This window comes from Labrenzia sp. THAF191a (genome assembly GCF_009363335.1).
Classification (GTDB): Bacteria; Pseudomonadota; Alphaproteobacteria; order Rhizobiales; family Stappiaceae; genus Roseibium; species Roseibium algicola.
Genome location: NZ_CP045333.1, coordinates 1,359,925 through 1,379,359, shown reverse-complemented (window position 1 = coordinate 1,379,359; position 19,435 = coordinate 1,359,925). Strand labels below are relative to the sequence as shown.

Here is a 19,435-nt window from a genome sequence, read left to right as displayed (position 1 = left end):
CTTTTTTTCAGGCCGGCTGTGCCTTGCGGCGCGTGTCGACTTCTTCAAGCACCGGCGAGGGCTTGCGGGCCGTGCGGGCTTCCTCGATCAGTCGATCGCTGGCCGTTTCGATATCCGTGACCATTCTTTCGTAAAAGGCATTGGGCGCCAGGCCCGGCTCGATCGGCGGCAGGATCTCGACAATCACCGTGCCCGGATAGACCTTCCACGAGGCGCGAGGCCAGTAGAGGCCGGCGTTGTGAGCGATCGGGACAACCGGGCATTTCAGGTCGCGGTAGAGATGCGCGATACCGAACTTGTATTTCGGCTCTGCCCCGGCCGGCCGGCGGGTGCCTTCCGGAAAGATCAGGATCTGGCGCTTTTCGGCAATCGCCTCCTTGGCGGCCAGCATCATTGCCGCCAGCGCTTCGGACCGCTTGCCCCGGTTGATCGGGATCTGTTTGAACTTGGCTGTGTACCAGCCGAAAATCGGTATCCAGCGCAGCTCGCGTTTCAGGATGAAGGTCGGGCTTCTGAAAAGGGGGATCAGTGCCACTGTCTCCCAGGCGGACTGGTGCTTCATGGCGGCAATGAAACCACCGTCAGGCAGGTTTTCCCGTCCCCGGACTTCCACCTTGATGCCCGCAAAGACACGCATCAGCAGCTGCAACACCCGTGACCAGGTCGGCACCACCCACCAGCCCCAGCGCCGCGGCAGCAGCATGACTGGTGCGAACAGGATCATCAGCACGAACGTGACGAGATAGAACAGGATCTGGAAAAGGGTAGAGCGCAGAAAAACCATGGCACCATAAAGACTGGTCGTGGGTGAAGCCACCGCTCGGCCGTGGTCCGACAGCTGTCAGCGCACACCCTGCACGGTAATCCGGAGTCGGGCGAGGATATACTTCACATATTCGCGCATGAGAAGCCGCATCGTTGCCGGTTCCCTGTACCAGCTGTCCAGCTTCAGGTCCTTGGAAAAGACCGGATAGGCAATCAGGGCGACATTCGGCAGGGCGCCGGCAAGTTCCACCTTGGCACGCGGCAGATGGTAGGCACTGGTCACGACCAGGAGGGACGAGAACCCGTTCTTCTTGACCCAGTTGGCGGTTTCCACCGCATTGCCCGCTGTATTGAGCGCGACCCGGTCAAGATCGACACTGTTTTTTTCCAGCGGCATGCTGGACGCTGTAACGGCGGCAAGCTGTTCACGCGTGGTGCCGGGATGAACGCCCGAAATCAGCAACCGGTTGGCACGGCCTTCTTCCAGGAGGCGGATTGCCTCGTTGACGCGGGCATGCCCGCCCGTCAGCACGACAATGGCATCCGCATTTGCGGAAGCCGGCACTCTGGCATTGGCAACCTTCTGCGCGAACATGGCAAACTGTCCGACGGTTCCCGCAACAAGAGCCGTGATGACGGCAACGAAAAGGATTCTGAGACCGAAGCGTTTCTTGCGCGCATCGCCGCTTGTGGCGTTCCTGCGTGCTGTGCCCTTGTCCTTTGATACGGACACACGCCGATCGCCAACGACGGAAGAACCGTCGTCCAGAACGGGGTCTAACACTGTGTCAGCATGGGTCATGGCGCGACTATGATAAGTGATTCGGCCAATTTCACGGCATTGTGCGATAAAATCAATCCACTTTTGCCAAATGGGCCTTGACGGCGAGGCCAGAAGTCAGGGCTGTCAGGATCGCGACGAGGAACACCACACCGAATACACCGAGGTAGCCGGGCAGGCTGACGGAGATGCCGCCGAAGAGAGCCGACATCTGGTCCGACCCCGCCTGGCCGGAGCTCTGCCGGGTCAGCATGTCAACCGTCAGAAAGGCCAGGATGGCCGCAACACCGCCGGAAACACCGCCCTTCAGGCCCAGCATCAGGAAGTGGCGCTGGAATTCACGAGCGATGAAACCGTCCTCCGCTCCAACGAAATGCAGAACGGAGACGACGTCCTTGTTGCCGGCCATGGCTGCCTGGGTCGCAAAGACGACGCTCAAGACCATCGAGCCGAGCACAAGCACCATGATCGCAAAGCCGCCCAGCACCACCGCGCCTGCCATGGCCGACAGACGAGATGTCCACACGGAATGATCGTCGACACTCGCGCCCGTCACGCTCTGCGAGACCATCGAGCGCAACTGCGACAGGTTCAGAAGTTCCGGATCCCCGACCGTGATCTGAATGAGCCGCGGCACCGGCAGGCCGTCAAGCTGAAGGCCTTCGCCCAGCCAGGGCTCCAGCAGTGACTTGGTTTCGGCATCGGACAGTGCCCGTACGGAATCGATGCCCGGAAACTCCTGCGCAAGCGCAACGGCCTTGTCGATCTCCCGCAGCATGTCGACGCCTTCGGCCGGGCGGATCTGAATGGTGATCTCACGCACCAGATCGTTCTGCCACGCATCGGCTGCGTCCCACACCACCGACACTGCACCGACCGTCAAACAGGCCAGAAAGCTCATGATGGCCACCACCAGCGTGAGAGCCCGCCCGGCGACTGCCTGTGGCGGAACGATCGCCGCGGAGGGCCGCAACTTGGCATCGTCCCCCTGGGGTGCTTCGTTCTTCGGCCTGGGTGCGGCCTTGCGCGTCGGCTTTCGGCCACGCTTCGGTCGTTCGGCTCGCTTGGGCGGGCGAACACTGGCGGCGCTTGCCTGTTTTTTGTCTGTGTCGTCGGACTGAGCCATCATGCCGCCTAATCGAAAATTGAGAGGCGCCCGTCGGCAAGCACCATGCGCCGGGCGTCCACCTGTTCCAGCAGCGCGATATCGTGGGTCGCGATGACGACAGAGGTGCCGAGTTTGTTCAATTCGATGAAAAGGCGCAACAGACGACGTGCAAGTGGCGGATCCACGTTACCGGTCGGCTCATCCGCGAGCAGCACCTCCGGCCGGGTGATCAGCGCCCGCGCAATGGCCGCACGCTGCTTTTCCCCACCCGACAGCACCGGTGGCAGCACATGCATGCGATCCCCAAGTCCGACCCATTTCAACAGATCAATCACATCGGAGCGGTATTCGGATTCGTCCTTTCCCACCACGCGCAGTGGCAGGGCCACGTTTTCATAGGTTGTCAGATGGTCCAGCAGGCGAAAATCCTGAAACACCACGCCGATCTTGCGCCGGAGCTTCGGCAATTCCTGCTTGTCGATCACGCTCAGATCGCGGTTGAAAACCTTTATCAGACCTCGGGTCGGGCGCAGGGACATGAACAGGAGCCGGATCAGGCTGGTCTTGCCTGCCCCCGAGGGACCGGTCAGGAACTGAAACGACTGCGGCTCGATCTGAAAAGTCAGGTCGCGCAGGATTTCCGATCCCATTCCGTATCTCAATCCGACATTTTCAAAGCGGATCACAAAATTACTCCTGTTGATGGCCCGAACGCTATAGCCTGGCCGTTAACGGTGCATTAATCATATAAAGGTCCATTAAGGACCTGAAAGCCCGTCATAGGATTTGCTTGGCCCTTGTCCAATATTTCGTGCCGGATTTCGACCCCCCGGTTCCAAAGTGAACCGCTAGAGCATGCCATGGCGAAAGGTCTTCGCACATGAAGATCAAATGTCCGGACTGCAGTACGTCCTACGAGATTAAGGTAGAGGCGCTTGGCCCGGAAGGGCGTAGCGTCAAATGCGCCAAGTGCGGCAACCGCTGGTTCGTTTCGCCCGACGATGACGAAGAAGGCGATGTTGCGTTCAGCGCAAAGAACGACGACGACGAAATTGCACCTCCTTCCGTTGAAGAAGATCCCGCACAGGACGAAGCCGATTGGGCAGCCGACGCGGAAGAAGAAACGTTCGACGCGGAAGCGGATGACGAGGACGACGAACCCGAAGCGGCCGTCGCTCCCGAACCCGCAGCCGCCCGTACGGCCAGCGACGAGGCAAAATTCGCTGCGGATCTGAAGGAAGACGCCCGGACCGGTGAGCCTGAAAACAAGGCCGACATCGAATCCATGGCCAAGCGGCCGAAGATCATCGTCAATCCGAACAAGTTCCGGCGAGACCAGATCGGTGCGATCCTCAACTGGATCCTGCGGCGAAATTATCGGCGCATTGGCGGCGTTGCGCTGTTCGGCGTCGCGGTTGCGGCCTGTGTTTTGTTTGTCCTCATGCGAGACTCGCTCGTCAAACAGTCTCCTGACCTGGCAAGCCTGTTCCGGATGATCGGGTTTGAAGTCAATCTGCGCGGACTTGAATTCCGCAACCTGCGCACCTTCACCGAGGTCGAGGACGGCAAGAAGGTTCTCGTGGTCGAGGGATCGATCCGCAACCTGCTTGATGAACTGAACTCGGTGCCCGCCGTGCGCCTGTCGATCCGTGGTGCGGACATGCAGGAAGTTTATGCCTGGACTGTCGAGCCCAGAACAAAATCGCTAAACGCACTGGACGAAACCCGGTTCAGGACGATATTAGCCGACCCTCCGAAAACCGCGTCCGATATCCAGGTCCGGTTTGTTGAACGCGGCCAACGCCAGGTAGTTCTAGAGTGACCATGACATCAGATATCCATACTCTGTTCGATGAAGACGCCATTGCCCAACGTGTTGGCGCGCTCGCAGAGGAAATCGCCGAGGGCAAACCGCAAAATCTTTTGGTTGTCGCGGTTCTGAAAGGCAGCTTCATTTTTGCGGCCGATCTTGTGCGGGCAATGCACCGGGCAGGGCTGCAGCCGGAAATGGAGTTCATGCACCTGTCCTCTTATGGCGCCGGGACTGAAGGCTCCGACACCATCCGGATTTTGCGCGATGTTGAAAGTGACGTTAACGAGCGCGATATTATTTTAGTGGATGATATCCTGGAATCCGGTCGCACGCTCGCCTTCGCGCGGGAGCGGCTGCTGAACAGGGGCGCACACTCGGTGAAGATCGCAGCTCTGCTGGATAAACCCGAGCGCCGTAAAGCTGCCATATCTGCCGATTATGTCGGTTTTGCCTGTCCTGATAAGTTTGTCGTCGGATATGGTATGGATATGGGCCACGCTTGGCGGCAGTTGCCCTATATTGGATACGTTGTCGCCCCGGACGACGGAGCGGCTGACGGCAACACAGGAGAGTGAGCATGGCTCGCATTCTTCTTACTGAAGACGATGAAGCTGTCCGCAGCTTCGTAAAGCGTGCCCTGGAGCTTGACGGTCATTCCGTTGAAGCGGCCGAGGATGGCGGCGAAGCCGTCGAAGTTCTGACCCGCGAGAAGGGCAGCTTCGACCTGCTGCTTTCCGACATCAAGATGCCCGTCATGGACGGCATCGCCCTGGCTCTGCATACGGCGCGCGACTATCCACGGCTGCCGATCCTCCTCATGACCGGCTTTGCCGACCAGCGTGAACGGGCCAATGGCCTGGAATCCCTGGTCCATGACGTGGTCACCAAGCCGTTTTCGCTGGCCGATATCCGCAAGGCCGTGCGCAACGCCATTTCCGGCGATCTGCCGAGCGAGACCCGCCGCTACGCGTAAGGCCTGCCGCCGCAATTCCGAAACCCAAGACCCCGCTTCGGCGGGGTTTTTGTTTGGGCTGATCACGCCGGTAGTCACCGTATTCCTTCAGAACACAGAGAATTGAGCAAGCGGCCCATCCTTCGAGACGCGCGCACGTGCGCTCCTCAGGAAAAGGTTGTCTTTTTGAGGTGAGGCCTTTTGTAAGCCCCGCGGAGAGCCCAGCCACATTCGGATATCTCGTTGCCACAAGATCCACCTCATCCTGAGGAAGCGCGAAGCGCTGTCTCGAAGGATGGGCCACAAACACAAACATCACCGTCAAAAACAATTGACCCCGCCGAAGCGGGGTCGTGAACCTTTGTCAGAAACGGGCCTAGTACCGCTTCAGGAGCCGTTCCAGATAATCGAGCTCCAGCTGCGGCCGGGAAGGATCGGAGAAGCGACGCCGGAGCTCTTCCAGGATCCTGCGCGCCCGCTGAACATCGATTTCGTCGGGGATGCGCACCCGGTTGTTGAAGTCCGGGCCCTCGGTGCGCCGCGGACGGCCAAGAGGGTCTTCGTCCATCGGCGACGCGCCGTTGGGCGATCCCGGACCTTCGCCCTGACCCATCATCTGCTCCGTCAGGCCTTGAGCGCCGCGCCGAAGGGCATCCAGGGCGTTGCCCTGCTCGCCGAGCGCCTGCTGACCCTGTCCATCACCCAGGGACTGCTGAGCCTCGCCCATGGACTCGCCGGCTTCGCCCAGCGCCTGGTTCTGGCCCATGCCGTTCTGGCTAAGCTGGTCCATGAGTTCCTGCAGCCGCTGTGCCAGGTCACCCTGGCCCTCCTGAAGCTGCTGAAGCATCTGTTCCAGTTGCTCCTGGGTCAGCTGCTGTCCCTGGCCCTGTTGTTGCTGACCGGGTTGCTGCTGTTGACCACGGCGCTGCTGCTGCTGGTCCTGGTTGAACTTGTGGGTTTCATCCATCAGCTGCTGTTGCCGCTGGATCATTTCACCCAACTGGTTGAGCATCTCCATCATTTCGCTGGACATGCTGTTGGGCATCATCTGCGGCCGGCCTGCTTGCAGGTTTTCCAGCATCTGCTGCATCTGTGCCAGCAGCTCGCGGGCAGCATCACGGGAGCCGGTACGCGCCAGCTCCTCGATCCGGTCCAGCATTTCGCTCAGGTCCTGTTCGCTGAGCGTCTGCTGATTGCCGTCGAAAGGCTGCATGGCCTGCGGGTTCTGGCGCATCTGCTCGGCCAGTGCCTGCATGTATTCGTTCAGGGCTTCCCGCAGCTGCTGGGTCAGCTTGGCGATTTCCTCGTCGCTCGCCCCTTCTTCCAGCGCCTTGCGCAGGGCCTCCTGGGCATCACGCAGCTTGCGTTCGGCTGCGGAAAGGTCACCGTCCTCGATCGACAGGGCCAGGTCCCACAAGAGCGGCAACAGGGCCTTCAGGTCTTCGTCTGTCTTTGCGTTTACGAGAGAGCCATAGGCAAAGCGCATGCCCAGATAGTTGCGCGGCTTGAAGTCGAACATTTCCGGCGCCAGCATCAGGGCGTCGAACGCGATGATGACCTCGCCCTGGCTTTCGGCATCAAGCGCAAGATTACGGCGCTGTTCGACGACAGCGCGGGCCAAGGGCTTGCCGAAGCGTCTCTGGGGCAGGGTAATGCGGTACGCGGGCGATTGCCCTTCCTGACCGGCCTGGTCACGCGCCAGCAGCGACAGATTGACTTCAGAACCGGCCCAGGGATGCGACGTCAGGTCCCGGATGGTTTCCGCCGTCTTGGCTGTGCCGGCGCGCGGCGGCAGTGAAAGCGGGAACTGGGGTGCTTCCACAAGCGGGCGCGGAGCCCGGTTGTTGTTGTCCGGATTAGGCAGGGGCGCGATGCGAGCCTCGGCGGCCACAACGCCATAGTCGTCATTCACTAGATAGGAAAACTTGAGCGCGCCGCTGAGCTGTTCTTCAGGATCGTCCGTCAACCGGATATCCGGCGCATCGTCGGGCTTCACCGCAAAGACATAGCTCAGCATCGGCTCTTCGCCATTGAGCAGCTCGACGATACCGGTGGTTTCCAGCTCGAGCCGGCGTTCAACCGGCAAAAGCGTTTTCAGATCCGGATCTTCCGTTTCTGTCCCAAGTTCAGGTTCGATCACCTTAGGCTCGGCGTCTTCCGCACGGGCGTAGGTCATCTTGAGATCACGTGCGCCTTGCGTGCGGACCACAAGTATCGACCCTTCCGGCACGGAGATCGGCGCACCCGGGTCGCGCAACTGGGCGCTTTCGCCCGTCAGGTAAATCGGTGGCTCGCTGGTATAGAGCGGTGGCGTGACCCAGGCGTCGAGACGGCTGGGCGGTTCCACTGTCTTGAACGGGTTCTGAAAGGCCGAGACCAGCCGGCCGAAATGATCGCCACTTGCTGTCGAAAAGCCGATCAGGAGTACACTGGCGGCCAGGACGCGAAGCGCCCAGGGATCGCGTCGGAAGGCCTGCGGATCCGGCGCTTTCGAACGGATCGCTGCAACTGCTTCGGCTGTGCGACGTTGGTGCAACGCCCAGATGGCCTGGCTTTCGCGATCGCTCGCACCGACCGACAATTCGTCTTCAAGCGTTGTCAGGGGACGGTGGGTACGGCCCGAGGATTTTTCGACCCGGGAAAGCGCATCCTCGCGCGTCGGCCAGGCAAGGTGGAAGAGATCCCGCGCCGCCCAAACGGTGGCGGCAGCGAATACGAGAAGCCCGAGCGGGCCTGCCCAGGCGGGAAGGACCAGCCACAGACCAAGCCAGGACAGCCCGACAAACAGGCCGAGTACCACCAGCACCGGAAGCAGAGCACGCCACAGGCGTTCGATGAACAAGGCACGGCGGCTTTGGCGCACCAGCCTGTCCAGCCGGGATCGGATCAAGGCCCGCCAGCCGTAGGTCTCGGAAGAAATCTGTCGTTCTTGATCGGGATCGCTGTCGCTCGGGCTCAATGGCACCTCCGGTTTTGCCCCCCGAACTGCCCGTTTCTCCGGAAACGCAGCCCGCTGGACCTGCCCACCATACAATAAGGTGAGGCATAGCGGGCTGTCCGGCAACCTGTCGGTTCAACTAATTGTCAGCCGATCTGTTCACGAACCCTTGAGCCAGTCCGGAATCCGGTCCAGACCGAGCAGGTCTTCGTAGCTGGTCCGGGGGCGGATAACGGCAAATTGGTCTGCATTTACGAGCACTTCGGGCACCAGAAGCCGCGAATTGTAGGTGCAGGACTGGACTGCGCCATAGGCGCCGGCCGAATAGACCGCCAGCATATCCCCGGCTTCTACCCTGGGCATATCCCGGTTCTGGGCCAGAAAATCACCGGTTTCGCACACCGGACCGACGATATCGGCCTTGATTCGGTCTGTTTCTTTCCCCGGTTCGCGCACCGGGCGCACCTCGTGATAGGCCTCATAAAGCGTCGGACGGATCAGGTCGTTCATGGCGGCATCGACAATGACGAAATTCTTGTCGGCGCCTTCCTTCACATAGACGACTTCGGTGACCAGGATGCCGGCGTTGCCGGCAATCATGCGGCCTGGCTCGAACATGACCATGCAGTCCAGTTCGCGCACATGCTTCTTGACCACCTGGGCATAAGCGTCCGGATGCGGCGGCGGATTGTTATCGGTGATATAGGGGATGCCCAGTCCGCCACCGAGATCGACATGGTCGATCGTGTGGCCTTGCGAGCGCAGATCCGTGATCAGCTCGCCTAGACGCGCAAATGCGTTGTCGAAAGGCTCCAGCTCCGTGATCTGCGAGCCGATGTGCATATCGATGCCGGTGACCTTGATACCGGGCAGAGCCGCTGCCTCGGCATAAACGTCACGTGCACGCTGCCAGGGAATACCAAACTTGTTCTCGGCCTTGCCGGTCGCAATCTTGGCATGGGTCTTGGCATCGACGTCCGGGTTGATGCGCATGGACACCCGTGCGGTCTTGCCCATTGCAGTGGCAACCCGTGAAAGCTGGCGCAACTCGGGCTCGGACTCCACGTTGAAGCACAAGATGTCTTCCTGAAGCGCGTAGGCTTGTTCGGCCTCGGTCTTGCCGACCCCCGAAAAGACGATCTTCGACGCAGGAACGCCCGCAGCCCGTGCACGGCGCAATTCACCTTCCGAGACCACGTCCATGCCGGCACCAAGCTGTGCAAGCGTCTTCAGGACCGCCTGGTTGGAATTTGCCTTCATCGCATAGCAGACCAACGACGGAATATCGCTGAATGCGGCGGCAAACACCTGGTAGTGACGGGTGAGCGTTGCCGTGGAATAGCAGTAGAACGGTGTGCCGACTTCACGCGCGATCGTCTCGATCGCCACGTCTTCGGCAAACAGCTCGCCATTCTTGTAATCGAAGTGATGCAAGGGACGGCCCTCATGCGGCTGGATCAGGTTCAGGGCCGGTCGGTGTTACCAGACCGTGCGGAAGCTGATCGGCATTGAAACGATGGAGCGTATCGGTTGCCTCGGCAGAGCCGGCTCGCTCCGATGCGCAGCCGGCTCTGCCGCTGCGCGAATGGTTTATCGGATCATGAAATCCAGGAAAAAGGGCTTGTCGCTTTGCGGCGCTTCCGGCTGAACCGGTGCTGCCACAGCAGGATCAACCGCGGCGTCCGCCTGCTGCACAGGCGCTCCCGGGTTTTCCAGCCCGCCCTTGCGGCCACACCCTGCCAGGGTCACGCTCAGGCAAAGACCGACCAGAGCCAGGGTTTTGAACCGCATTGTCATCACCATCATGCCTTTTTGGATCGACTGCCCCGCGTCCGGGCGGACACGGGAGTTCTTACAAAGTCACATACCGGTCCTTCTCCTCGCATGACACGGCGCGTTCGGCAAGACCAGTTCGCGCCGTGCGTTGCGGGGAAAGCCGACCTTCAATGGGCCATCAGGCCTTGGCCAGCTCTTTCAGCCAGCGGCGTGCCTGCTTGCGTACGTTTACCGGCGACGTGCCACCATAGCTGGTTCGGCTGCGTACGGATTTGTCGACGGACAGCACCTGGAAGATCTCGTTGGTGATCTTCGGTTCCACCGCCTGCATCTCTTCCAGCGAAACCTTGTGCAGTTCGATGCCCTTCTCGACGGCAATCGCCACGATGCGCCCGGTCACGTGGTGAGCGTCGCGGAACGGCAGACCAAGAACGCGAACCAGCCAGTCGGCGAGGTCCGTTGCAGTCGAATAGCCCGAGCCCGCGGCCTTCTTCAGCGCCTTGGTGACAGGCTCCAGATCGCGGATCATGCCGGTCATGGCCGCAAGAGCCAGGGAAACGCTGGCCAGGCCGTCGAAAGCCTGCTCCTTGTCTTCCTGCATATCCTTGGAATAGGCGAGCGGCAGGCCCTTCATCATCACCAGAAGCGCTTGCAGCGAACCGTAGATGCGGCCCGACTTGGCACGCACCAGTTCCGCCGCATCCGGGTTCTTCTTCTGCGGCATGATCGACGAACCGGTCGAAAACTTGTCCGACAGTTTCACGAAGCCGAACTGCGCCGAGCACCAGATGACGATTTCCTCGGCAAGGCGCGACAGGTGCATGGCGGTGAGAGACGCCGTCGCCAGCGCCTCGATGACGAAATCACGGTCGGAAACGGCATCGAGCGAATTGGCAGACGGACGGTCGAAGCCGAGCGCCTTGGCGGTCATGCGCCGGTCGATCGGGAAGGACGTGCCGGCTAGCGCCGCCGCACCAAGCGGGCATTCGTTCATGCGCTTGCGCGCGTCGCGCACACGGCCCCTGTCGCGGCCGAACATTTCGACGTAGGCCAGCATGTGGTGTCCGAAGGTCACCGGCTGGGCCGACTGCAGGTGCGTGAACCCGGGCATGACGTCGGCGGCATGGGTTTCCGCCTTTTCCGCCAGAGCCTGCATCAGCTCACCCAGCTGGTCGTCGAGCGTATCGAGCGTGTCGCGCACCCACAGGCGGAAATCGGTCGCCACCTGGTCATTGCGCGAGCGCGCCGTATGCAGGCGTCCGGCAGCCGGGCCGATCAGCTCGGCAAGGCGCGCCTCGATGTTCATATGGATGTCTTCAAGCGCGCGGGAAAACTTGAATTTGCCGCTTTCGATCTCTGACAGGATTGTGTCTAGACCTTGAACGATCTTGTCGGCATCGTCCCGCGTCACAATGTCTTTTTCCGCGAGCATGCGCACATGGGCTTTCGAGCCGTCGATGTCCTGCTTATATAGCTTCCGGTCGAAGTCGATGGAGGCGTTGATCTCCTCCATGATGGCGTCCGGTCCCTCAGCGAACCGGCCTCCCCACATGCGATTGCTCATGTCCTGTCCCTTAGAAGGCGCCCCCTTGCGGGGTGTGAACGAATGACAAAGCCAACCGAACCAGCGAAAACCAACAGACGCGGCATTGTCGCCGCCGGGCTTGCGGGTGCAGTGGCCGCCGTAGCGGCTCTATACGTGATCGCTGGACCGAATGGCAACATCGCCGGTGCGCAAAGCTGTTCGGCTGCGCTCGATTTTGCGGCGGCAGCCAAGCCTTTCGCCACTGGAGAAGTGGCCGCCTTCCTTCCCGCAAGCGCACCGCTGGACCTTCAGCACCTGACCTTCAAGGGGCCTGACGACCAGCAGATGGCGCTGTCGGACTTCGGCGGCAAGACAGTGCTCCTCAATCTCTGGGCAACATGGTGCGCCCCGTGCCGCAAGGAAATGCCGGCGCTGGACGAACTGCAGGCGGAGATGGGAGACGACAATTTCGAGGTGGTTGCGGTCAATCTCGACCGGGGCGGACCGGAAAAGCCGAAAGACTTTTTGAACGAGATCGGCGTCGGCAATCTCGCCTTTTATCAGGACAGCTCGAACGATCTTCTGAAGGACTTGCGCAAGGTTGCGCGGGCAACCGGTTTGCCGACAACCATTCTGGTTAGCCCGAAGGGCTGCGAGATCGGTACCATGTACGGCCCCGCCGAATGGGCCTCCGGCGAGGCCAAGGCGCTTATTAAAAACGCAATGGCGGCCCCGGACGCCTGACGTCCGGCTGCCGCCAGAAGTATCAAGATCATCAGACCTTTCGAAGCCGGTGGAGGTGACCTCCTCCGGTTCAGACGCTGATGTCGACCGCGTTGCCCAGACCTGGAATGCGGCGCGACTCGCGCCGGTCTTCTTCCTGGGTTGCCTGAGCCTGCTCCAGCCGCTCGGCGACCTGGCGCTCCTGCTGGTTCTGGTCCCTTACCGCATTGGCAGCAAGTTCGCTGCGAACACTTGCAGCGCTGTAGGCGGCCGAGGAAGAGGAACTGTCGATAGCACTCGGCATGATGGGTTACTCCTTCGCCGTGGTGATGAGGCTTGTCCGCAGCCGTTAGTCACCCGTCATCCTTGCAATCGGGCGCTCCGGCTTTTGTTCGTTCGTCTTACGCTTCCAGTCGGCTTGTCCGGATGATGCGTCACATCAGGCCAGGATGTTGACCTGTAGTCCGACACCATCTTCCAGCCGACGCGTTTCCGCGCGATTTTCCAGCTGCTCAGCTTGCCGGCTCAGAAATTCTGCCCGGTTCGTGCTGAAACTCGCCTGACGTTGCGCGATCACGGCTGCAGCTTCGGAGCGTTTGGTCTTGAACGCTTCGGCTTGTTCTGCAACCTGGCCCGCACGCGTGTTGGCCTGGTTCGGCTGATACGCCTGGGATGCTCCATATCCTATTGCTTCAGGCATGGTCGTTCCAATCCTTGGATACGATTTCAATGTTCATCTTGAATGAAATACCTGAATTCAAAGGTAAATTTCCAAAACAACTCTCAGAGTTGCTGACTCAATTACTGAATTGATCGGAATATTTTTCTTAAAACTTTACGTAATTATGGATAAGCATCTGAAAGACCGTAACTTTCAGAAGCATCTCTCGAGAGGCCCTTTTCAGGCTTCCTCCGAAAAAAGTCACCCGGCGGCGCAACGAAAACGGCCCGTGCGGGGCAAATCCGCACGGGCCGTTAACAAAACTGCAAAGGAACGGGATCAGGCGCTGACGTCTACCCGTCCGCCGAGACCGGGAGGTGTTGTGGCCTGTTGAGCCTGAAGATTGTCAGCCCCTTGCTGCAGCAGCGCCACCAGATTGGCGTCCTGCTGGGCGGCCATCTTCATCATCTCTGCCTGAAGCGTCTGGGCTGTCTGTGCCTGGGTCTGCGCAACGAATGTCGTGGCAATGCCAACGCTGTCCATCATTAACTCCTGAGGTTGTGGCCATCCTAACCCCCTACCCTTAATCAGGTGTTAACGAATGTCAGTGCCCCTCCCGCAAGACACTGCGCCGGACCTTGCCGGACGGTGTGCGTGGCAACTGTTCCAGCACCTTGTAAACCTTGGGACGCTTGTATTCCGCCAGGTTTTCTGCCGCATGAGCGGCAAGACGGTCGGCATCCAGCTGTCCGGGGAGGGCCGGCACCACGAAGGCCGTTATCAGGCTGACGCCTTCGCGCGCAGGCACCGCCGTCACGGCCACCTCCTGCACTTGCGGGTCAGCTGCCAGCACCCGCTCCACTTCTTCCGGGGCCACCCTGTAGCCGAAAGCGTTCATCAGATCGTCAGCACGGCCTTCGTACCAGAAATAGCCGTCTTCATCCGTACGCGCCCTGTCGCCGGTCAGGAACCAGTCGCCCCTGAATGCGGCCGCTGTTTCCTCGGCACGGTTCCAATATCCCAGCATCAGGCCCGGTTCATCCCTGTGAACAGCCAGAAGCCCTGTCTCCGTTCCGGACACCGGCACCGGCGTGTCATCCAACTCGCTGAGAATGGAAACCTTCCGGCCTTCCTGAGGTTTACCCGGGGAACCCGGCTTTACCGGAACGCTGGGGCTGCTGGAGAGATAGGTGGAGATCTCGCTCATACCGAGCGCTTCATAAAGTTCGCGGCCGGTGCGTTCCCTCCACTCCCGATAAAGACTTGCCGGAAGCGCTTCTCCGGCCGTCAGGCCGTGGCGAAGGTCGGGAAAGGAGGCGGGCGTAACAGCGCCATACTTCAGGATACGCCGGTAGAGACTGGGCACGGCCGCAAACAGCGTCGCCCTTGTGTCTGTCATCAGTTCCGGCCAGAGGTCCGGGTCTCGGGGCCCATCATAAACAACACTGGTCGCGCCATTGGCCCAGGGGTCCATCAAGCCGGCACCAAGCGTATAGGTCCAGTTGAATGCTCCGGCATGAAGCAGCCGGTCGGAAGCGCCGATGCCATACCAGCCGGAATACATGGGCCGGCGCGCACTGGCGGCGCGCTGCGCATGCAGGACGCCCTTCGGCGTGCCGCTGGTACCGGACGTATAGACAAGAAAAGCCGGGTCGTCAGCGTGGGTCTCCGCGAAGTCTCCCGGCTCTGCCTGCTTCAGTTCGACCAAGGCCTCTGGACCCAGCAACATCGCGCTGCCCGCGGTCGGCAGCACGGTGTGACCATCGTGCAGCACCATCCGCGCGCCGCTGTCGGCCAGGATCGCTTCTGCTTCGGATGCAGTAAGTTGGGAAGACGTCGGGATCGGCACGAAACCACCCGCAATCGCCCCGAAGAACGCCAGCGGAAAATCACTGGAGTGACCGATCCTGAGAAGGATACGGTCACCGGGCGAAAGATCCGTGGCGCGCAAACCCGCGGCAACCGAAAGAACGGCCCGCGTCAGCGAGCCATAGCTCCATGTTTCCAGAAGGGCGCCACCGGCCCCGACCAGTTCCAGCGCCGTCTTGCCCGGGTCCGGGGCGGCGCTGGTCAGGCAATAGCGGGCTAGGTTCATCGTTACCGGGGCTTCTGCGGTGGCTGGCGAACCGATTACCGGGTCGGAACCGGGTGCTCGCCGCGGTAATCATAGAAACCGCGTTGGGTCTTGCGGCCGAGCCAGCCTGCTTCAACGTATTTCACGAGCAGTGGGCACGGACGATACTTGGTGTCCGCCAGACCTTCGTAAAGCACCTGCATGATCGACAGGCAGGTATCGAGGCCGATGAAATCCGCAAGCTGCAGAGGCCCCATCGGATGATTGGCCCCGAGACGCATGGCCTTGTCGATGGAATCAACAGAACCGACGCCTTCATAGAGCGTATAGATCGCTTCGTTGATCATCGGCAGAAGGATACGGTTGACCATGAAGGCCGGGAAATCCTCTGCGACGGCAATCTGCTTGCCGAGACGGACGCAGAACCCTTTCGAGGCTTCGAAAGTCTCGTCTTCCGTGGCTATGCCGCGCACCAGCTCGACCAGCTCCATGACCGGAACCGGGTTCATGAAGTGGATGCCGATAAAGCGTTCCGGACGATCGGTCGAAGCGGCAAGACGCGTGATCGAGATCGACGAAGTGTTGGTCGCCAGGATCGCTTCGGGCTTCAGGATCGGACAAAGCTGCGAAAAGATCTTGCGTTTGACCTGCTCGTTCTCGACGGCGGATTCAATCACCAGGTCTGCATCACGCAGAAGATCGAGGTCTTCGGCTGCCTTGATGCGATCCAGCGCCGCGTTGCGCTCTTCCTCGGTGATCATGGACTTGGACACCTGGCGCGCCAGGTTGCCGTTGATCGAAGCCAGGCCGGATTCGATCCGTTCCATGGAGAGATCGCTCAATCCCACGTCGAAGCCCGCAAGTGCACACACATGCGCAATGCCGCTGCCCATCTGACCAGCGCCGATTACGCCGACTTTCTTGATTTCGACTGCCATCCTGAAAATCCGATCTTTAGAAAACATCCCGATTGGACGGGTTGCGGCTATTTTTGGCAAGTCTTGCGCCGAACAGCAAGAACCCCGGAGCGAAAACTGTTATTCGCCCCGGGGTCCGTGATCAATTTGCCGCAGGTGTTACTCGACGGCAGCCTTCAATTCCGGCAGCACGTCGAAGAGATCCGCCACGAGGCCATAGTCCGCGACCTGGAAGATCGGAGCTTCCTCGTCCTTGTTGATCGCGACGATCACCTTGGAATCCTTCATGCCGGCAAGGTGCTGGATGGCACCCGAAATGCCGCAGGCAATGTAGAGATCCGGAGCGACCACCTTGCCGGTCTGGCCGACCTGCCAGTCGTTCGGGGCGTAGCCCGCATCGACGGCGGCGCGCGATGCACCGACCGCCGCACCGAGGGCATCGGCCACCGGCATGATGACTTCCTGGAACTTTTCGGAAGAACCGAGCGCGCGGCCACCGGAGATGATGATTTTGGCAGACGTCAGTTCCGGACGGTCGGACTTGGAAAGCTCCTCGCCGACGAATTCCGAAAGACCCGAACCGTCCGTGCCCGCAACAGTTTCAACAGCGGCAGAACCGCCTGCCTCCGCAGCCGCGAACGTGGAAGTCCGCACGGTGATCACCTTCTTGGGATCGCCGGATTTCACGGTCTGGATCGCGTTGCCCGCGTAGATCGGACGCTCGAAAGTATCCGCATCGACAACAGCCGTCACGTCGGAGATCTGCATCACGTCCAGAAGGGCTGCGACGCGCGGCAGGGTGTTCTTGCCGTTGGCGGTTGCCGGGGCAACGATCGCGTCATAATCGCCTGCGAGGCCGACGATCAGATCGGCGGTCGGCTCGGCCAGCTGGTGCTCCAGCGCATCGCTTTCAGCAAGCAGAACCTTGGCGACGCCGGAAAGCTTGGACGCGGCATCCGCAACGCCCTGAACGCCCTTGCCGGCGACCAGGACGTGAACGTCGGCACCAAGAGCGACGGCAGCCGTCAGGGCCTTTGCCGTGGCATCGCTCAGTTCGCCACCGGCGTATTCGGCCACAAGAAGTGTTGTCATGTTTTATCCTCCTGCGACGGGTCTTAAAGGACGCCGGCTTCGTTCTTGAGTTTGTCGACCAGCTCGGAAACGGAACCGACCTTGATACCGGCCTGGCGCGATGCCGGCTCGGTGGTGGTGACAACGGTGAGGCGCGGCGTGGTGTCGACACCAAAATCGGCCGGAGACTTTTCGTCGATCGGCTTCTTCTTCGCTTTCATGATGTTCGGCAGGGACGCATAGCGCGGCTCGTTGAGGCGCAAGTCCGTGGTCACGATGGCCGGCAGCTTCAGCTTCACGGTCTGCAGGCCGCCATCCACTTCACGGGTGACATCGACAGTGCCGTCGCCCAGATCAACCTTGGAGGCAAACGTGCCCTGGCTCCAACCGAGGAGGGCTGCCAGCATCTGGCCGGTCTGGTTGCAGTCGTCGTCAATCGCCTGCTTGCCGAGGATCACGAGACCCGGCTCTTCGGCTTCGACGATCGCTTTCAGGATCTTCGCGACTGCCAGCGGCTCGGTGGTGTCGTCGGTCTTCACCAGAATGCCGCGGTCGGCGCCCATGGCAAGGCCGGTGCGCAGCGTTTCGGTGGCCTGTTGCGGCCCAACGGACACGACGATCACTTCACTCGCCTTGCCCGCTTCCTTCAGCCGAAGGGCTTCTTCGACGGAGATTTCGTCAAACGGGTTCATGGACATCTTGACGTTGGCAAGATCGACGCCAGAACCATCCGCCTTCACACGGACCTTCACGTTGTAGTCGATGACCCGTTTTACGGGTACGAGGATCTTCATTTGGTCTCAACCTCTTGCTGGGCCGGCTTTCACCGCACCGCATTCTCCGGCTCTCTGCCCTCATGACGCTAGGTTACAAACGGCAGAATTGAGCCAATCGTGGCGCATGGCGGGGGACGGTACTGACCGACACGGCACCTGTCAATTGCGGTAAAAGGTCTAAGGCGGCAATTTGCCGGGCTTGGAAAAACATGCGTCGCAATGATGATAGTTCGGCAACGCAACAATGCGTGGAAAACCGGGGCTCAGTGCAAAAAAGAAACCGCGCGCACCTGTTACGGCAACACGCGGCGACTTCTCTGTTTTCCTGGTCCCGGCCCCCGGTCAGATGCCTGGGGTCTGCGGCGAGAACTTGTCGGACACCGGTTCGGCGAACACGGTTACCCAGGTGCCGTTCTCGTCCCGGCAGGCCGTGCCACGGATGGAAAGGTCCAGCCTGCTGAAGGTGGTCTCGCGAAGGTACTCGCGGCACCAGTGCCCGCTCTTGCTGCGGTAGGTCTTGATCGGCGTCAGGATCTCGCGCCAGTCGCCTTCCTGCCCAACGAACACGGGCTCGCCGCTGACTTTCGTTTCCAGCGCTTCCTGGACGGTCTGTGCCAAAAGCATCCGCTCAGTTTCCATATGTGCGGCAAGAGAAGACACGGCACTGTCCATCCGCGTCTGCATCCAGTAGGTGGTAAAGCCGAAAGTGCCGGCAACCATCACAAGTGCGGCGGCGATCTGGATCAGCACGCCTGTCCAGGACGCATGCGCATGACGGGGCGCAGGACCTTCGCGCTTGGCGAATTCCTTTTCGATGAGTGCTTCGAACCGTGCCATTGATTCGTCAGGCACCGGCGCAGCAACCGCTTTTTGCAGAATGGTATTGTCCTTGGACATCTGCTCCAGCAGATCATGTCCGCCACCAGTCGCGTCGATCCGGCGAAGCAGAGTTGCACGCTCCTCTTCCGAACCTTCCTCGTCCAGGATCTTGCCGATATCCTTTGCAAGCAGGATCTGTTCGCGCTTTTCGTCAAATGTCATCACATACCCCCTGGCATGCTGCGCAGCCTGACGCCCTGCGGGGCATCGTTCGTGTCCAGCCACTCGCGCAGTTTCAGTCTTGCGCGGGCAAGCCGGCTGGTTACCGTTCCAATCGGAACGCCGAGTTCATCCGCCACATCCTTGTAGCTTCTGCCCTCAACGGCGATCTTCAGAAGCACCTCGCGGTTGTCTTCTTCCAGCTCGCCAATGAAATCCTGCACTTTCTGAAGTTCCAGGCTGTCGGCGGCGGCTTTCGCGCCGTCGTAGCTTTCCTCGAAATCCAGCATGGCAAGGTCGAAAAGCCTGGCCCGGTTTGCGGTGTCGCGAACCGAATTGAAGTACAGATTCTGCAAAATCCGGAACATCCAGCTGTCGAGCCGGGTGGCCGGATCGAACTGGTCGAGCGATCGGATTGCACGTTCGCATGTCATCTGCACCAGATCGTCTGCCTGATCCGGATTCCGGCACAGCCTTAAAGCAAAACTCCTCAGCTTCGGGAGCAGACGGATCATCT

The 19,435-nt window shown here is 60.5% G+C and carries 21 protein-coding genes; 4 read left to right on the top strand and 17 right to left on the bottom strand.

What is annotated here, in order from left to right; all coding sequences use genetic code 11:
• Window positions 1-7 precede the first annotated feature (7 nt).
• From FIV05_RS06395 to ftsE, 4 genes are read right to left on the bottom strand one after another with little or no spacing between them, the layout of a single operon-like run.
• A complete protein-coding gene (locus tag FIV05_RS06395; protein WP_209009875.1) occupies window positions 8-817 on the bottom strand; it encodes a 1-acyl-sn-glycerol-3-phosphate acyltransferase in 810 nt (269 codons plus the stop codon).
• A gap of 24 nt (window positions 818-841) precedes the next feature.
• Entirely contained in the window at window positions 842-1,567 is a 726-nt protein-coding gene (locus FIV05_RS06390) for a YdcF family protein (RefSeq protein ID WP_023002536.1), read from the bottom strand.
• A gap of 52 nt (window positions 1,568-1,619) precedes the next feature.
• Entirely contained in the window at window positions 1,620-2,672 is a 1,053-nt protein-coding gene (locus FIV05_RS06385) for an ABC transporter permease (protein WP_152509037.1), read from the bottom strand.
• Window positions 2,673-2,680: 8 nt separating this feature from the next.
• Window positions 2,681-3,340 carry a cell division ATP-binding protein FtsE gene (gene ftsE / locus FIV05_RS06380; RefSeq protein WP_031270017.1) on the bottom strand — a complete coding sequence of 220 codons (660 nt, stop codon included), beginning with the start codon at window positions 3,338-3,340 and terminating at the stop codon, window positions 2,681-2,683.
• Between the two features lie 194 nt (window positions 3,341-3,534).
• On the opposite strand from ftsE, the gene FIV05_RS06375 reads away from it, so the two are divergent.
• From FIV05_RS06375 to FIV05_RS06365, 3 genes are read left to right on the top strand one after another with little or no spacing between them, the layout of a single operon-like run.
• Window positions 3,535-4,476, top strand: a complete 942-nt coding sequence (locus FIV05_RS06375) for a zinc-ribbon domain-containing protein (protein WP_152509036.1) — start codon at window positions 3,535-3,537, stop codon at window positions 4,474-4,476.
• A 2-nt stretch (window positions 4,477-4,478) separates the two neighbouring features.
• Complete coding sequence (gene hpt / locus FIV05_RS06370) at window positions 4,479-5,042, top strand: hypoxanthine phosphoribosyltransferase (protein WP_035907880.1); 564 nt, start codon at window positions 4,479-4,481, stop codon at window positions 5,040-5,042.
• A gap of 2 nt (window positions 5,043-5,044) precedes the next feature.
• Window positions 5,045-5,440 carry a response regulator gene (locus FIV05_RS06365; RefSeq protein ID WP_023002531.1) on the top strand — a complete coding sequence of 132 codons (396 nt, stop codon included), beginning with the start codon at window positions 5,045-5,047 and terminating at the stop codon, window positions 5,438-5,440.
• Between the two features lie 355 nt (window positions 5,441-5,795).
• On the opposite strand, the gene FIV05_RS06360 is transcribed toward FIV05_RS06365, so the two are convergent.
• The 4 genes from FIV05_RS06360 to argH form a co-directional block, all read right to left on the bottom strand.
• The gene (locus tag FIV05_RS06360) at window positions 5,796-8,378 is read right to left on the bottom strand and encodes a TIGR02302 family protein (RefSeq protein WP_209009874.1); all 2,583 of its coding nucleotides are present in this window, start codon (window positions 8,376-8,378) and stop codon (window positions 5,796-5,798) included.
• Window positions 8,379-8,516: 138 nt separating this feature from the next.
• Complete coding sequence (gene lysA, locus FIV05_RS06355; RefSeq protein WP_152509035.1) at window positions 8,517-9,791, bottom strand: diaminopimelate decarboxylase; 1,275 nt, start codon at window positions 9,789-9,791, stop codon at window positions 8,517-8,519.
• A gap of 156 nt (window positions 9,792-9,947) precedes the next feature.
• Window positions 9,948-10,148 carry a lipoprotein gene (locus tag FIV05_RS06350; protein WP_145903830.1) on the bottom strand — a complete coding sequence of 67 codons (201 nt, stop codon included), beginning with the start codon at window positions 10,146-10,148 and terminating at the stop codon, window positions 9,948-9,950.
• A 163-nt stretch (window positions 10,149-10,311) separates the two neighbouring features.
• Window positions 10,312-11,697 carry an argininosuccinate lyase gene (gene argH / locus FIV05_RS06345; RefSeq protein WP_152509034.1) on the bottom strand — a complete coding sequence of 462 codons (1,386 nt, stop codon included), beginning with the start codon at window positions 11,695-11,697 and terminating at the stop codon, window positions 10,312-10,314.
• 42 nt (window positions 11,698-11,739) lie between these two features.
• On the opposite strand from argH, the gene FIV05_RS06340 reads away from it, so the two are divergent.
• The gene (locus FIV05_RS06340) at window positions 11,740-12,402 is read left to right on the top strand and encodes a TlpA disulfide reductase family protein (RefSeq protein WP_023002526.1); all 663 of its coding nucleotides are present in this window, start codon (window positions 11,740-11,742) and stop codon (window positions 12,400-12,402) included.
• A 70-nt stretch (window positions 12,403-12,472) separates the two neighbouring features.
• Here FIV05_RS06340 and FIV05_RS06335 read toward each other — a convergent pair whose 3' ends face one another.
• The 9 genes from FIV05_RS06335 to FIV05_RS06295 form a co-directional block, all read right to left on the bottom strand.
• Entirely contained in the window at window positions 12,473-12,685 is a 213-nt protein-coding gene (locus FIV05_RS06335; RefSeq protein WP_055660176.1) for a hypothetical protein, read from the bottom strand.
• Window positions 12,686-12,820: 135 nt separating this feature from the next.
• Complete coding sequence (locus FIV05_RS06330; protein WP_023002524.1) at window positions 12,821-13,081, bottom strand: hypothetical protein; 261 nt, start codon at window positions 13,079-13,081, stop codon at window positions 12,821-12,823.
• A 300-nt stretch (window positions 13,082-13,381) separates the two neighbouring features.
• Window positions 13,382-13,588: a hypothetical protein gene (locus FIV05_RS06325; protein WP_152509033.1), complete on the bottom strand. Its 207-nt coding sequence runs from the start codon at window positions 13,586-13,588 to the stop codon at window positions 13,382-13,384.
• 58 nt (window positions 13,589-13,646) lie between these two features.
• Window positions 13,647-15,137, bottom strand: a complete 1,491-nt coding sequence (locus FIV05_RS06320; RefSeq protein WP_152509032.1) for an AMP-binding protein — start codon at window positions 15,135-15,137, stop codon at window positions 13,647-13,649.
• Between the two features lie 35 nt (window positions 15,138-15,172).
• A complete protein-coding gene (locus FIV05_RS06315) occupies window positions 15,173-16,054 on the bottom strand; it encodes a 3-hydroxybutyryl-CoA dehydrogenase (protein WP_023002521.1) in 882 nt (293 codons plus the stop codon).
• Between the two features lie 138 nt (window positions 16,055-16,192).
• A complete protein-coding gene (locus FIV05_RS06310) occupies window positions 16,193-17,125 on the bottom strand; it encodes an FAD-binding protein (protein ID WP_055660182.1) in 933 nt (310 codons plus the stop codon).
• Between the two features lie 23 nt (window positions 17,126-17,148).
• A complete protein-coding gene (locus FIV05_RS06305; RefSeq protein ID WP_023002519.1) occupies window positions 17,149-17,898 on the bottom strand; it encodes an electron transfer flavoprotein subunit beta/FixA family protein in 750 nt (249 codons plus the stop codon).
• Between the two features lie 324 nt (window positions 17,899-18,222).
• On the bottom strand, window positions 18,223-18,921 hold the full coding sequence (locus FIV05_RS06300) for a hypothetical protein (RefSeq protein WP_152509031.1): 699 nt from the start codon (window positions 18,919-18,921) through the stop codon (window positions 18,223-18,225).
• Complete coding sequence (locus FIV05_RS06295) at window positions 18,921-19,433, bottom strand: RNA polymerase sigma factor (protein WP_023002517.1); 513 nt, start codon at window positions 19,431-19,433, stop codon at window positions 18,921-18,923. Before FIV05_RS06295 ends, FIV05_RS06300 begins: the two co-directional genes overlap by 1 nt.
• Window positions 19,434-19,435: the final 2 nt, after the last annotated feature.

What these genes read in the sequence shown, in the direction of transcription:
- FIV05_RS06390 (WP_023002536.1), bottom strand. Translation starts at nt 1,567, where the DNA reads ATGACCCATGCTGACACAGTGTTAGACCCCGTTCTGGACGACGGTTCT.
- FIV05_RS06385 (WP_152509037.1), bottom strand. Translation starts at nt 2,672, where the DNA reads ATGGCTCAGTCCGACGACACAGACAAAAAACAGGCAAGCGCCGCCAGT.
- FIV05_RS06375 (WP_152509036.1), top strand. Translation starts at nt 3,535, where the DNA reads ATGAAGATCAAATGTCCGGACTGCAGTACGTCCTACGAGATTAAGGTA.
- hpt (WP_035907880.1), top strand. Translation starts at nt 4,479, where the DNA reads ATGACATCAGATATCCATACTCTGTTCGATGAAGACGCCATTGCCCAA.
- FIV05_RS06365 (WP_023002531.1), top strand. Translation starts at nt 5,045, where the DNA reads ATGGCTCGCATTCTTCTTACTGAAGACGATGAAGCTGTCCGCAGCTTC.
- FIV05_RS06350 (WP_145903830.1), bottom strand. Translation starts at nt 10,148, where the DNA reads ATGCGGTTCAAAACCCTGGCTCTGGTCGGTCTTTGCCTGAGCGTGACC.
- argH (WP_152509034.1), bottom strand. Translation starts at nt 11,697, where the DNA reads ATGAGCAATCGCATGTGGGGAGGCCGGTTCGCTGAGGGACCGGACGCC.
- FIV05_RS06340 (WP_023002526.1), top strand. Translation starts at nt 11,740, where the DNA reads ATGACAAAGCCAACCGAACCAGCGAAAACCAACAGACGCGGCATTGTC.
- FIV05_RS06335 (WP_055660176.1), bottom strand. Translation starts at nt 12,685, where the DNA reads ATGCCGAGTGCTATCGACAGTTCCTCTTCCTCGGCCGCCTACAGCGCT.
- FIV05_RS06330 (WP_023002524.1), bottom strand. Translation starts at nt 13,081, where the DNA reads ATGCCTGAAGCAATAGGATATGGAGCATCCCAGGCGTATCAGCCGAAC.
- FIV05_RS06325 (WP_152509033.1), bottom strand. Translation starts at nt 13,588, where the DNA reads ATGATGGACAGCGTTGGCATTGCCACGACATTCGTTGCGCAGACCCAG.
- FIV05_RS06320 (WP_152509032.1), bottom strand. Translation starts at nt 15,137, where the DNA reads ATGAACCTAGCCCGCTATTGCCTGACCAGCGCCGCCCCGGACCCGGGC.
- FIV05_RS06315 (WP_023002521.1), bottom strand. Translation starts at nt 16,054, where the DNA reads ATGGCAGTCGAAATCAAGAAAGTCGGCGTAATCGGCGCTGGTCAGATG.
- FIV05_RS06310 (WP_055660182.1), bottom strand. Translation starts at nt 17,125, where the DNA reads ATGACAACACTTCTTGTGGCCGAATACGCCGGTGGCGAACTGAGCGAT.
- FIV05_RS06305 (WP_023002519.1), bottom strand. Translation starts at nt 17,898, where the DNA reads ATGAAGATCCTCGTACCCGTAAAACGGGTCATCGACTACAACGTGAAG.
- FIV05_RS06300 (WP_152509031.1), bottom strand. Translation starts at nt 18,921, where the DNA reads ATGACATTTGACGAAAAGCGCGAACAGATCCTGCTTGCAAAGGATATC.
- FIV05_RS06295 (WP_023002517.1), bottom strand. Translation starts at nt 19,433, where the DNA reads ATGATCCGTCTGCTCCCGAAGCTGAGGAGTTTTGCTTTAAGGCTGTGC.